The 12999-nt window shown below is 71.7% G+C and carries 8 protein-coding genes and 2 pseudogenes; 4 read left to right on the forward strand and 6 right to left on the reverse strand.

Going from position 1 to position 12999, the window contains the following annotated elements:
- The first annotated feature begins 53 nt into the window (after positions 1-53).
- Together N8J89_RS10240 and N8J89_RS10245 are read left to right on the forward strand one after the other, a co-directional pair.
- Positions 54-671, forward strand: coding sequence for a class I SAM-dependent methyltransferase (locus N8J89_RS10240; RefSeq protein ID WP_283664092.1), 618 nt, complete (start codon positions 54-56; stop codon positions 669-671).
- Entirely contained in the window at positions 668-1396 is a 729-nt protein-coding gene (locus N8J89_RS10245; protein ID WP_502868435.1) for a DedA family protein, read from the forward strand. Before N8J89_RS10240 ends, N8J89_RS10245 begins: the two co-directional genes overlap by 4 nt.
- A gap of 197 nt (positions 1397-1593) precedes the next feature.
- Here the strand turns inward: N8J89_RS10245 and N8J89_RS41890 are convergent.
- The 6 genes and pseudogenes from N8J89_RS41890 to add form a co-directional block, all read right to left on the reverse strand.
- Positions 1594-2019: pseudogene (locus tag N8J89_RS41890) on the reverse strand (patatin-like phospholipase family protein); the annotation flags it as partial.
- A pseudogene (locus N8J89_RS41895) lies at positions 1947-2243 on the reverse strand (patatin-like phospholipase family protein); the annotation flags it as partial. The pseudogenes N8J89_RS41890 and N8J89_RS41895, both read right to left, overlap by 73 nt.
- Positions 2201-4576, reverse strand: coding sequence for an FAD-dependent oxidoreductase (locus N8J89_RS10255; protein ID WP_283664094.1), 2376 nt, complete (start codon positions 4574-4576; stop codon positions 2201-2203). The gene N8J89_RS10255 and the pseudogene N8J89_RS41895, both read right to left, overlap by 43 nt.
- A gap of 1 nt (position 4577) precedes the next feature.
- Entirely contained in the window at positions 4578-5675 is a 1098-nt protein-coding gene (locus N8J89_RS10260; protein ID WP_283664095.1) for an alpha/beta fold hydrolase, read from the reverse strand.
- A gap of 131 nt (positions 5676-5806) precedes the next feature.
- Positions 5807-8749, reverse strand: coding sequence for a helix-turn-helix transcriptional regulator (locus tag N8J89_RS10265; RefSeq protein ID WP_283664096.1), 2943 nt, complete (start codon positions 8747-8749; stop codon positions 5807-5809).
- A gap of 102 nt (positions 8750-8851) precedes the next feature.
- Entirely contained in the window at positions 8852-9865 is a 1014-nt protein-coding gene (gene add / locus N8J89_RS10270) for an adenosine deaminase (protein WP_283664097.1), read from the reverse strand.
- A 234-nt stretch (positions 9866-10099) separates the two neighbouring features.
- Here add and N8J89_RS10275 point away from each other — a divergent pair, with 234 nt between their 5' ends.
- Positions 10100-11944 (forward strand): Xaa-Pro dipeptidyl-peptidase, encoded by a 1845-nt coding sequence (locus tag N8J89_RS10275; protein ID WP_283664098.1) that lies wholly within the window; start codon positions 10100-10102, stop codon positions 11942-11944.
- 531 nt (positions 11945-12475) lie between these two features.
- Positions 12476-12994, forward strand: a complete 519-nt coding sequence (locus tag N8J89_RS10280) for a M23 family metallopeptidase (RefSeq protein ID WP_283664099.1) — start codon at positions 12476-12478, stop codon at positions 12992-12994.
- The last annotated feature ends 5 nt before the right edge of the window (positions 12995-12999 follow it).

A 12999-nucleotide genomic window follows, 5' to 3' on the forward strand; every position in this document is an offset into this window, starting at 1 on the left:
GAGATCGGACATCCCCGTGCACATCACAGGCGGCGATAAGGCAGTCTGGTGCGGTGACATCAGCACCCCCACCACGCAGCTCGCTGGCCGTTTTCGTCTCCGCGGTCCTGCGGCAGCCGAGCCTCATCGGCGCGGTCGTGCCCAGCTCCCCGGCGCTCGCGGCCCGGCTCGCCTCGGTCGTGCCCGGCCAGGGTGAGCCGCTGGTGGTGGAGCTGGGCGCGGGCACCGGCGCGGTCAGCGGCGCGATCGAGTCGCGGCTGGGTGGCCGGGGCCGCTACCTGGCGATCGAGCTGGAGGAGGACCTGGCCATGCACGTGCAGGCCGCCCATCCCAAGATCGAGGTCGTCAACGCCAACGCCGCCGACCTGGACAAAGTGCTCGCCGACCGCGGTGTGGGCGAACCCGGCATGGTGGACGCGGTCGTCTCCGGCCTGCCCTGGGTGCTGATCCCGGAGCAGGTGCAGCGGCAGATCATCGGCCACGTCGCCGACGGCATCGGCCAGACCGGGGTGTTCACCACCTTCGCCTACGTGCACGCGCTCGGCATGGTCGGCGCGCGCAAGTTCCGCATCCTGCTGGAGTCGGTCTTCGACGAGGTGCTGCTCACCAGGGTGGTCTGGCGCAACGTGCCGCCGGCCATCACCTACGTGTGCCGGCGTCCCAAGACATGATCGAGCTGCTGCGGGAGCAGCTCAGCGGGCTCCCGCCGCTGCTGGTCTGCCTGGCGGTCGGGCTGCTGCTCGTCGCCGAGGCCGCACTTGTCATCGGCGTGATCCTGCCGGGCGCGAGCGCGCTGCTGGTCTTCGGTTTCCTCACCCAGCTCGGCACGGTGCCGCTGGTCCCGGCCATGATCACCGCCGGGGCGGCCGCGCTGACCGGCTCGCAGCTGGCCTACTGGCGCGGTCGCAGCCTCGGCGGCGAGGGCGACCTGCCGCGCAGCTGGACGGTCCGCCGGATCGGCCCGGCCCGCTGGCAGCGGATCACCGGCCTGGTCGGTGACTTCGGCGAGCGCGCGGTGCTGCTCGGTCAGTGGGTGGTCGGCGCGCGCACCCTGGTGCCCCGCCTGGCCGGCATGGCCGGGCTGCCGTACCACCGCTTCGCCAGGTGGAACCTGCCGGTCGCGCCGGTGTGGGGTGCGCTGTGGGTGCTCGTCGGCTGGGCCGCGGGCCGCTCCTACGAGCTGGTGGCGACCGTGTCCAGCTGGGTCAGCCTCGGCCTGCTCGGGGTGTTGCTGCTGGTCGTGGCGGTGCTGGTGTGGCGGCGGCGTCAGCCCAGCAGCTCCAGCGCCCTGGACCGGCCGTGCTCGGCCACGGCCCGCGCGGTGTCCGGGGAGAACCGGACGAAGCCGGAGATGCTGAAGTCCGCGCTCGGCTCCACCAGCACCAGCTCCACCTGACGTTTGTCCGTGGCCCCGGCCTTGGCCAGCTTGTTCACCGTCTGCGCGTGCCGGAAGTCCTGCTCCACCGCGAAGCGCGCCACGTTGGCGAACAGCAGCCCGAGCGCCTCGTCCAGCGAGTCCGGTGTGTCCGTGGGCTGCCGCCGGGAAGAAGCCGCCACGACCACCGTGTCCGGCTCGTAGGCCAGCGCGGGCGAGAGCGGGGTGTTGGCGACCAGCCCGGCGTCGGTGTACTCCACCCCGTCGATCTCCACCGGCGGGAACAGCACCGGGGCCGCCGCGCTGGCCAGCAGATGGTCCACGGTCAGCTCGACCCGCCGGAACCGGTCGGTGCGCCGGTGCTCCGGCGGCAGCACGTTGGTGAACCGGGTGACGTGCCCGGTGGCGTGCTCCACCGCGGAGACCACCGCGACCACCTCGTCGTCGACCAGCAGCTCATCCCCGGCGAGCACCTTGGCCAGGGTCTTGCGGGCCGGGGCGGTGTCCAGCAGCCAGGTCCAGCCGATCGCGCCCAGCGCGTTGCCCACCAGGTCATCGGCCAGCCGCAGCAGCTGCCAGGGCCGCAGCAGCCGGTGCAGGTCGGCGCGGAAGCGGTAGACGTCCGAGGACCCAGCTCCGCCCACAGCCGCACCAGCGCGTCCGGCGCCATGCCCCCGGCGAGCAGCCCGATGTTCAGCGCGCCCGCCGAGGTCCCGGAGTAGATCCGCGGCGTGCGCCCCAGCTCGGCCAGCCCCTGCGCCACCCCCGCGCCGAAGTAGGCCGCCTGCGCCCCGCCGCCGGAGAGCACCAGCGCCAGCCCGCCGCTCACTCCTCGTCCTCCGGTCCGCGCGGGCCGTAGACCTCCCACAACCGGCCGAGGAACAGCCGCCCGAACCGCTCGATGGTGCTCAGCGGGTCCGGCCCGGTCGCCCGGATCGTGCCCAGCTGCCGCAGGAAGTCCCGCCAGCTGATGTGCAGCACCCCGGCGCCGATCGCCTGGCCGGGGTCCTCGTCCTCGTAGACGTGCCCGGCGTGCAGCCAGGCCTGCAGGGTGGTGGTGTCCGACCACAGGTCGAGGCCGGGGTCGTCGTGCAGGTCCTTGCGCCCGGTCAGGGTCAGCGGGTTGCCCGCCAGGTCGTCGAAGAACAGCCGGTAGTACATGTGCCGGGTGTCCGTCGCCGAACCCGGCACCAGCAGGTGGAACCGGCCGTGCGGCACCGAGACCCGGCCGCCCAGGTCGTCGCAGTGCAGCCAGCCGGTGGCGGTGGCGGTGTGGCTCGGGTCGTCCAGGAACCGGTCGATGTCCTCGATGGAGATGGTGAGGCGGAAGGTGAGCCCCCGCTCGTCCCGCCGCCCCACCAGCTCGCCCTGCCTCGGCTCGCTCTCCCCCAACGCGAACGAGCCGGACATCTCCTCGGTGAAGGACAGCCCGGCGGAGCCGGCCGGCCCCCCTCGACCGGCCGGCTCCTCCTCGGGGACCCGCACCGCTCCCTCCGAACGGTGCGGGTCAATGGGCTCGACCGTGCTTCCGTGCGCTGGCCCCCCTCCCCCGAGGAGCCGGTCACAGAGACGGTCCGCCCAGGCCGCGATGGTCAGCGAGGGGTTCGGGCCCACCGGTCCTGGCATCGCCGCGCCGTCGGCGACGTAGAGCCCCGGGTAGCCGAACACCTCGCCGTGGGGATCACACAGGCCCTCGCCGGGGTGCCGCCCCATCGGCGCCCCGCCGAGCGGATGCACCGAGATGATCCGCTTGGTCAGCCACATCGGGTTGTCGTGGTACTCCCCGCCGAGCACCTCGGAGATGCCGCGCATGGTGGCGCGGACCCCGCCGAAGTACTCCAGGCTGGACTCGGTCGTCCAGTCGATGTCCAGCCAGCCGTCCCGCATCCGGACCACCCCGTCCGGCACGTCCCGGCCCATGCCCAGCAGCGGCACCGAGCTCTCGGTGAACACCCCGTCGTCGAGCAGCCCGGCCAGGTCGTGGGAGAGCGAGGCGCTCGGCGAGCGGTCCACCGCGTTCAGCAGCCGCTTGGCCGCGAAGCCGAAGATCCTGGTCAGCTGGCTCGGCGCGTTGGCTGCCTCGACCAGCCAGGACACGAAGCTCGGGTAGCCCGCGTCCTGGATGTAGTGCCCGCGCCCGACGATCCCCTCGCCCTCCACCGCGTCCGGCACCCGGATCGCGCTGGTGATCACCGGCCCCCGGTTGGCCTCCAGGTCGCGCATCCCGTCCCGGTCCTTGGCCTTGAGCAGGAAGGTCAGCAGGTCGCCGTTGCCGGTGAACCTGGTGCCCAGCGCCTTGCTCAGCCTGGGCAGCCGCGGCCGGTTGCGCAGCAGCAGGTGCAGCGTGCCGAAGGTGCCCGCGGCCAGCACCAGCTTGTCGCACCGGATGGTGGCGGCCGTGGTGCGGCCGTCCTCCTGGTGCCTGCGGTAGCCCACCTCGTAGCCGCCGCCGGCCAGCGGCCGGATCACCCGCACCTCGCTGCGCTCGCGGATGTCGGCCTTGTAGGCGTTCGCCGCGGACAGGTAGGTGTGGTCGAGGCTGTTCTTCGCGCCGTCGTTGCAGCCGATGTTGCACTCGCCGCACAGCCGGCAGGTACGGCGCTGCTCTCCGTGCAGGTTGCCGTACCACTCCTCCTCGATCGGCAGCCCGGTTCCCGGCTCGCCCCCTGGCCGAGCCGCGAACCGGACTGCCAGCGGCGGTCGTTCGAACTCCAGGCCGAGCGCGGTCGCCGCCTCGCGCATGGCCTTCGTCCTCGGCATGTCCGAGAAATCCGGGTGGTCGAGTGGGTACGGAGCGGGCGTGAGCATCCGTTCCACCGCGTCGTAGTGCGGTTCCAGGTCGGCCCGGGTGATCGGCCAGGTCTCGTAGCCGCCGCCGGGCAGCGGCTCCTCGTGCACGAACCAGCGCTCGTCCTTGCGCTTGAGCACGTTGGCGTAGATCAGCGAGCCGCCGCCGACCCCGGCTGAGACCAGCGAGGCGAAGCCGCGGAAGCTCCACACGTCGAACAGCCCGTACTGCTTGCGCGCCGGGTCCCAGAAGCTGCCCCGCATCTCCGCGGGGGAGCGGGCGAAGGAGCCGGGCGGGTACTTGCGGCCCCGCTCCAGCACCACGACGGACTTGCCGGCTTCGGCTAGTCGGTAGGCGCTGACGGAACCGCCGAAGCCGGTTCCGACCACCACCACGTCCACGTGTTCGGTCATCTCAACCGGCCTGCCGCTTGATGAAGTCGAGCAGGTGCGGGAAGACGTCCATGTCGGCGTGCTCGCCGATGAACGGGTCCAGGTGGCCGTAGCCGGGCAGGATGCGGAACTCGTGCCTGCCGGGCGCCATCTTCTCCAGCCTGCGGTAGCAGATCTCGTTGGAGTCGCCGAAGACCTTGTTGGTGTCGCCGGTGGTCAGCAGGATCGGCACGTCCACCATGGCCGCGTTGCCCAGGTAGTCGTTGGGCAGCTCCTCGTGCCGCTCGTCCTTGGGGTCGAACTTCACCGCGCGCCCGGCCAGGTTCATCTTGCGCACGTGCCGGTAGTAGTTCATGCCGGTGCCGCCGCACAGGTCGCCGAGCCTGCGGTGGGTGACCTCCAGCAGGTTCTCGTGCCGGTACATCGCGGGCCAGCCCGCGCCCCACAGGTGGCTGAGCACGTGGCAGGCGGAGACGTCGCACTCGCGGTGCACCATGGAGATGACCTTGGACAGCAGCCAGGCCCTGGTGAACCGGGGTGCGTCGCCCCAGTTCGGGTCGAAGTACTCGAAGCCGGCCACGTACTCCAGCAGGCTCGGCTCCACCGCGATCTTGGCCGCGGCGTAGGCGGGCAGGGTCGGGGTGAGGCCGACGCTGTTGGCGACCACGCTGGTGACGCCGTCGATCACGCCACCGAACAGGCCCATCAGGAAGGAGACCGCGCCGAGGCAGTGCGAGATCACGTGCAGCCTGCGGTCCGGGCCGATCGCCTTGCGGACGGTGCGCACCGCCTCGGCGTTGTCCCAGTGCGCCACGTCGTCGAGGGTGTAGCGGTGCATGCCGTGGTTGTACTTGTGCCGGTTGCTCAGCCGGCTGTCCAGCGACCACACGTCGCCGTAACCGTTGTCCAGCAGGTAGCTGACCAGGTTGCGGTGCTCCGGCATGATGAACATGTCGCTGGACTGGGTCAGCCCGGGAATGAGCAGCACGACGTCCTGGCTCTCGCCGCGGTGGAAGCGCAGCAGGCTGAGGCCGAGGCCGTCTTCGGTGGTGAACGGGTGCGTGGACACGACCGCGTCGCGCACGCCGTCGAGCGTGTACAGCGGGATCTCGCGTTTCATGGGTCCTTCACCTGACCATCGTGTGTGTGTCCACCATGGCCAGCCGACCTGCTCCGTGCCATCGTGGGAATCACTGACAAATCGTCCGGGTCGGTCAGCTGAGCTGCCCCGACCCGGACGAAGCCGTCGGTTCAGCCCCGGTCGTGGGCGTCCAGGGCGGGCCCGAGCACCCGGCCGACGCTAGCCCGCGAGGTCACACCGAGCTTGGTGAACACGTGCGACACGTGGGTCTCCACGGTGCGGATGCCGATGAACAGCTTCTCAGCAATCTGCTGGTTGGTGTGCCCGTCGAGCACAAGTCGCGCGATTTCGAGTTCTCGCGGTGACAATCCGAACGGCCCGCTCTGCTTCGGTCCACCTGGGACGGCCACCCGGACACCCAGGCGGCGGGTGGCCCGCAGCGCCTCGGCCCGCAGGGTCTTGGCCTTGCAGGCGGCGAAGGCCTCGGCCGCGGCCGCCAGCTCGGGCAGTGCCTTGACCCGGTCCTTGGCCGCGGCGTAGGCGAGTCCGGCGCGCAGCCGGGCGCGGGCGGCCTCCAGCTTGAGCCCGGCCTGCTCCAGCACGGCGGCCGAGTGCAGCGCCAGCTCGGCGGCGGCGACGGGGTCGGTGCCGGTCAGCGCATGGGCCTTGACCAGGTCAGCCATCGTCCGGTTGATCGGCAGCGCGGGGTCGGTCACCCGCTCGGCGCGTTCGGCCCAGCCGCTGGCCTCGGTCCAGCGGTTCGCCCCGGCCAGCAGGTGTGCCATGGTCTCGCACAGAATCAGCAACATCGGCTGGTCCCGCTGCACGGACTCCAGCAGATCGCACACCTCGGCCGGGCCGGACTCGTCGAGGTCACCGGTGTAGGCCACCGCGATCGCCTCGGCCACCCGCGCCCGCAGGCTCGGCCACTCGGGGACGTCGCCACCGGCCTGGGTGGCCTCCGCGGCCACCCGCAGCGCCTCGGTGTGGTCGCCGGACCAGGTCAGCAGCATCGACCGGGAACCCAGCGCCAGCGCCAGGGACTGCGGCGAGCCGCCGACCCTGGCCACGTCGATGGCCTCCTCGATCAGCGTGAACGCCTCGTCCATGTCACCGAGCACCGCCACGGCCTGGGCCTGGCCGGAAAGCAGCGGCGGCAGGATGTAGTTCTGGCCGGTGTTGCGGGCGATGTCGGCCACCCGCTCGAAGCGGGGCAGCGCGTTGCGGTAGCGGCCGGTGAGCAGGTCGCTGAAGCACAGCCAGGTGTGGGCGTCCAGCCAGGGCGCGAGGTCGGTGGCGGTGGCGGTGGCCAGCACCCGGTCGGCCTCGCCGAGCAGTTCCAGGCCACGCGCGCCATCACCGCTGGCGATCGCGGGCATCGGTCCCAGGGCGGCGACCGCGTAGGCGATCGTGGACGGCACCCTGTCCACGGGCACCTCGCCGAGCAGCCGGGTGGCCTCGGCGTTCTCGCCGGACCAGGTGGCCTCCACGGCCAGCCGCAGGTACAGCGGCCCGGCGTGGTGCAGCTGGTCGGCGGGGACAGCGCGCAGCTCCCGCTGCAACCGGGCGCGGGCCTCGACCGAACGCCCGAGCAGCCGTTCCACCTTGGAGTAGATGTGGCCCGCGACCATCGCGCGCTGCGGGTAGGCCTGTGCGGGCAGCCGTTCCAGCACGTCCAGCGCGGTGTCCCTGGCCTCGGTGAACTGGCTGCTCACGCCCTGGGCGCTGGCCAGCTCGATGAGCAGCTGGATGCGTTCGCCGGTGTTGGCCGGGATGTCCGGGAGAAGCCGCAGGGCCTGGGTGAGCCAGTAGGAGGCGGTCATCGGCGCGCGCGGGGCAACCGAGCGGGCGGCGGTGGTCAGCACGCCGACGGCGTCTATGTCGCCGAAGCCCGCCGAGCGGACCACGTGCCGGGCCAGCTGCGGCGCGGGCGCGTTGAGCTTCTGCAGGTAGGCGGCGACCCGGCCGTGGGTGGCCATCCGCCAGCCCGCCGAGGCCGAGGTGTAGGCGGTGTGCCGGACCAGCGGGTGCCGGAAGCGGAACCGGCCCGGCGTGGGCGCGACCCGCACCACGTCCCTGGCGACCAGCTCGTCCAGCACGGTCAGCGCCTCGGCGTCGGTCAGCTCGGCGGCGGCCGCGGCGGCGGTGGGCTCGAACTCATCGCCCACCACGGCGGCGGCGTGCGCGATCAGCAGCGCCTTGGAGGACAGCTGGCCCAGCTCCACCTGCAACGCGGAGCGGACCGCGTCCGGCACATCGCGCAGCGCGTCCTCGGCCAGGTCGCCGGTGATCGGGGACAGCGGGTTGCCGTTGCCGTTCTCCGCCCTGGACAACGCCTCCAGGTAGAACGGGTTTCCGCCGCTGGACTCGTACAGCCTGCGCCGCTTGGCCTGGCTCATCCCCGGGCCGAGGAACTCCTCGGTCTCCTTCTGCGACAGCGGGCTCACCGTGACCCTGGTGCCCTGGTCGGCGGGCACCTGGGTCAGCGCGGTGCGCAGCCGCGCGGAGACCTGGGCGGGCCGGTAGGCGACCGTGATCACCACCTGCCCGCGCGGGGGATGGCGCACCAGGTAGTCGAGCAGTTCGATGGTAGCCTCGTCGGCCCAGTGCACGTCGTCGAGCAGCAGGGTCAGCCCGGAGGACTCGGCCAGCACCTCCAGCAGCGTGCGCACCGCCCGGTGCAGCCGGTAGCGCGCGCCGCCAGCGCCGGCCGGGATCGGCACCTGCGGCAGGTCCACGGTCAGCCCGGGGAAGACCGAGGACAGCAGCCGCGCCTCGGGCAGCGGCAACCGCCTGGTCAGCAGGCCGACCTGGGACTCGAGGTGGTCGTCGAGGGCGTCCACCACCGCGGCGAACGGCGCGTCCTGCTCGAACTCCGCGGCCCGCCCGGCCAGGGTGACCATGCCGAGCTCACGGGCCCGGCCGGCCACCTCGGTGACCAGCCGGGACTTGCCGACACCGGGCTCGCCGACCAGCTCCACCAGGTGGAAGGTCTTGCGCGCGGAACGCTTCAGCGTGGTGCCGAGGACCTTGAGCAGTGGCTGTCGTCCGACCAGTGGACGCAGGGTCGGGTCCGCCGTCGGGGTGATCTGCTGATCCCGCCGACCGGACATCGTTTCCGAACCCCCCACCCACATCGCCGCCGCGGGGAAGATTATGCCAGTCCCGCGGCGACGACGCGGAGCCGTCCGGTGGTGGGTTCTCCAGAGAATGGGCTAGCCGGGCAGGGTGACCGCGTTCAGCTCGGCCAGCAGAGCCGCCTTGGTGGCGTCACTGGCGAAGGACACCTCGACTCCGGTGCGGGCGATGTCGACCAGCTGTTTCGCGGTCAGGCCCATCTTCTCGTGCGCGGCCAGGTACTCGCGGTTGAGGTCGGTGTCGAACATGCCGGGGTCGTCGGTGTTGAGCACGACCGGCACGCCGGCGGCCAACAGTTTTGGCAGCGGGTGCTCTGCCAGGTCGAGCACCTCCCGGGTGCGCAGGTTGGAGTGCGGGGAGATCTCCAGCGGGATGCGGTGCTCGGCGAGGTAGCTGACCAGCTCGGGGTCGCGCACCGAGTGGATGCCGTGGCCGATCCGCTCCGCGCCCAGGTCCAGCAGCGCCGACCACACCGTCTCCGGGCCGGTGGTCTCCCCGGCGTGCGGCACGCAGTGCAGCCCGGCCTCGCGGGCCAGGTCGAACATGGGCTTGAACTGACCGCGCGGCACGCCGATCTCCGGACCGCCGAGGCCGAAGCCGACGGTGTGCTCCGGCTGGTGCTCGCGGTACCAGTTGATGGTCCGCCAGCCCGCCTCCACACCCTGCTCGCCGGGGATGTCGTAGATCCAGGTGAGCTCGACGCCGTGCTCGGCCGCGGCCCGTTCCTTGCCGGTGGCCAGCGCCCTGACCAGTGCCTCGTCGCCGATGCCGGCGTTGAACAGGTTGACCGGGGTGACGGTGACCTCGCAGTAGCGGACCTGGTTCGCGGCCAGGTCCCTGGCCAGGCCGACCAGCAGGGTGACCACGTCGGCCTCGGTGGTGACCAGCCGGCCCAGCGCGCCGATGACGGTGATGAAGTGCGCGAAGTCGGTGAACTCGTAGTAGCGGGCCAGCTCGTCCCGTTCGGTGGGGACGCCGCGGCCTGGGTGCCTGCGGGCGAGCTCCAGGACGGTGTCCACCGAGGCGGCGCCGACCAGGTGCACGTGCAGCTCTGCCTTGGGCAGGGCAGCGATGAAGGAACGCATGTCCATATGAATGACCTTTCGAGCGAACTTGGTGGGGTGGGAGCGGAACCACCGCCACTACCAGGCCAGGTCGCCCCGGGAGTGATCGCTGCCGTAGAGCGGCAGCCGCACGTCGGAGGTCAAGGTCACCCGTCCAGTCTCGACCAACCCCTGGGAGCGGGTCAACGGACTATTGACACGCGCCACACCTCGGGAAAGGGTGCCGGTGCCAACCAGCACACGTGATCATCAGGAGTGCCCATGAGGCGTGCTCGCAGTGTCCCGTTGACCGTGGCGGTCGCCCTCGCCGTGTTGCCGCTGATCGCGGTGCCCGCGCTGGCCGACCCGCCGAGCGGACCGGTGTTCGCCGACGGCGCCGCGCAACCGGTGTTCGACCCGAAGGACGTGCTGCGCGAGAACGTCTGGGTGCGCGCGCCGGTCGACTCCGACCGCGACGGCAAGGACGACGAGGCGCACGCGCTGGTGGTGCGGCCCAAGGCGACCACGGCGGGCCTGAAGGTCCCGGTGGTCTACCTGCCGAGCCCCTACTACGCGCCGACCAACGACGTGCCCAACCACAACGTCGACGTCGAGCTGCACGTGCCCAAGCGTCCCGGCCGCGACGGCGCGGTCACCTCCGCCCGCACCGACGAGCGGGTCGAGGCGGCCGTGGGCGGTCCGCGGGAGAAGCCGATCCCGGTGTCCCGCTACGAGGAGTACTTCACCGCCCGCGGTTTCGCGGTGGTCTACGGCGAGTCCCTCGGCACCGGCGAGTCCACCGGCTGCCCCACCACCGGCGGCCGCAACGAGACCATCGGCGCGAAGTCCATTGTGGACTGGCTCAACGGCCGCGCCCCGGCGCGGGATGAGAAGGGCGCCGCCGCCGCGGCCACCTGGAGCACCGGCAAGACCGGCATGATGGGCGTGTCCTACAACGGAACCCTGCCCAACGCGGTCGCCAGCACCGGGGTCAAGGGCCTGGAGGCCATCGTCCCGATCGCCGCGATCAGCAGCTGGTACGACTACTACCGGGCCGACGGCGCGGTGGTCGCCCCCGGCACCTACCAGGGTGAGGACGCCGACGTGCTCGCCGAGTACGTCTACACCCGCACCGACCGCGAGATCTGCAAGCCGATCATCGCCGAGGTCGCCGCCGCCCAGGACCGGATCACCGGCGACTACAGCGAGTTCTGGGACGAGCGCAACTACCTCAACGACGCCCGCAAGGTGAAGGCCGCGACCCTGGTTGTGCACGGCCTCAACGACTGGAACGTCAAGACCAAGCACGCCGCCCAGTGGTACGAGCAGCTCCGCAAGCAGGGCACCCCGCACAAGATCTGGTGGCACCAGTCCGGCCACTCGGACCCGTTCAGCCTCCGCAAGGACGAATGGCTGAAGACCCTCAACCGCTGGTTCACCCGGTACCTGTACGACCACCGCAACGGCGTCGAGCAGGAGCCCCGCGCCACGCTGCAGCGTGAGGACAAGAGCTGGGTGCAGGAAGCCGAGTGGCCCGCCCCCGGCACCCGCGAGGTCGGCTTCCACCCCCGCCCCGGCGGCAGCACCACCGGCGCCCTGACCCACGTCGACGGCGTGCACGGCCGCCCGGTCCTGGAGAACATCGTCGACGACGCCACGAAGAAGGCCGAGGACCTGACCGCCGCCGCGGAGTCCCCGCACCGGCTGGCGTACTTCAGCGGTCCCGCCGCGGTCCCGCTGCGCATCTCCGGCGCCGTCGGCGTGGACCTGAAGGTGTCCTTCACCCGCCCGGCCGCCAACGTCACGGCCCTGCTGGTCGACCGCGCCCCCGACGGCAAGAACCACATCATCACCAGGGGCTGGACCGACCCGCAGAACCGCCACCGCGAGGACCGCACCCAGCCCCTCCGCCCGGGTGTGCAGTACCGGATCAACGTGGAGATGCAGCCCGACGACTACGTGCTGCCCGCAGGCCACAAGCTCGGCATCGTCCTGCTCTCCAGCGACTACGACTACACCCTGCGCCCCAAGCCCGGCGCCGGCCTGTCGGTCAACCTGAACCAGACCGAGTTCACCCTCCCCGTCGTCGGCGGCACTTCAGCGGTCCGCGCCGCCTTCGGCTCCTAATCCCACCGTTTCCACCCGAGGCCCCCGAGCACACAGCCCGGGGGCCTCGGCCGTCCAGCCCCAGCCACGCTCCGGCCGCGCCCCGCTACGTCCTCGCCCTGCCCGCCCCGCCCTCGCCTCGCTCCGCCCTCGCCCTGCCCTGCCCTTGCTCGGCTTCGTCCCTGCCCCGCCCCGGCCCCCGCCCTGCCCTGCCCTCGCTCCGCTCCGTCCCCGCCCCGGTCTGGGCTAACCCGTCGCCTGGCCCACTCGTCCCGGCTTCACCAGGCTCGCGCATCCGCCCGCCTGTTCTTTGCCCCGCACCCCCAGTCCCGGCCGCGGCCAGCTTCCGTTCCCAGCCCAGCCGGTCTCCTGGTCAGGCCTGGTCCGCGCGCCCGCCCAGCCGCCCCCAAACCGCGCAACCAGTGGTGATCAAGCCATCTGAACCGATTTCGAGAATTCTCAACCAAAAATGGTCGCAGTTTGTATATGGTTTGTAGGCGGGTTGTACGAGCCGCTGCTGTCCTGTGACCTCCTCATCCCTGCGGAGGTCATATGTCCAGCAAGCGTCTTGCCGCGGTGCTCGCCGGAGCTGTCGTCGCCCCCGTGCTGACCGTCGTGGTCGGCACGGGTTCGGCGAGCGCCGCACCCGCGTTCCAGATGCCGTTCCCCTGCGGGCAGGTCTGGTCCGGGCAGACCCGCACCAACCACAACCCGCAACTTTCCCTCGACTTCAACCGCGCCAACGACGAAGGAGACATCGTGGACGCCTCGGCCGCCGGCACGGTGACGGTCGTGGGCAACACCGGCTCCACCAGCTACGGCAGGTGGATCGAGATCGACCACGGTGGTGGCTGGCGCACCAGGTACGCCCACCTGTCGGCGCAGCGGGTCAGCGTCGGCCAACGGGTCACGCGCGGCCAGCAGATCGGCAACGTGGGCAACACCGGCGGCTCCACCGGCGCGCACCTGCACTACGAGCAGCGCCTCAACGGCGCCGCCGTCCGCATCGTCCTCAACGGCGCCACCGCCCTGTACTACGGCACGCGGAGCTACACCAGCCGCAACTGCTGACCCCG

Origin of the sequence: Crossiella sp. CA-258035, from assembly GCF_030064675.1 — a bacterium.
Classification (GTDB): Bacteria; Actinomycetota; Actinomycetes; order Mycobacteriales; family Pseudonocardiaceae; genus Crossiella.

Coding starts and splice junctions, on each gene's coding strand:
- N8J89_RS10275 (WP_283664098.1), top strand. CDS start 10,100: ATGAGGCGTGCTCGCAGTGTCCCGTTGACCGTGGCGGTCGCCCTCGCC.
- N8J89_RS10260 (WP_283664095.1), bottom strand. CDS start 5,675: ATGAAACGCGAGATCCCGCTGTACACGCTCGACGGCGTGCGCGACGCG.
- N8J89_RS10265 (WP_283664096.1), bottom strand. CDS start 8,749: ATGTCCGGTCGGCGGGATCAGCAGATCACCCCGACGGCGGACCCGACC.
- N8J89_RS10255 (WP_283664094.1), bottom strand. CDS start 4,576: ATGACCGAACACGTGGACGTGGTGGTGGTCGGAACCGGCTTCGGCGGT.
- N8J89_RS10280 (WP_283664099.1), top strand. CDS start 12,476: ATGTCCAGCAAGCGTCTTGCCGCGGTGCTCGCCGGAGCTGTCGTCGCC.
- N8J89_RS10245 (WP_502868435.1), top strand. CDS start 668: ATGATCGAGCTGCTGCGGGAGCAGCTCAGCGGGCTCCCGCCGCTGCTG.
- add (WP_283664097.1), bottom strand. CDS start 9,865: ATGGACATGCGTTCCTTCATCGCTGCCCTGCCCAAGGCAGAGCTGCAC.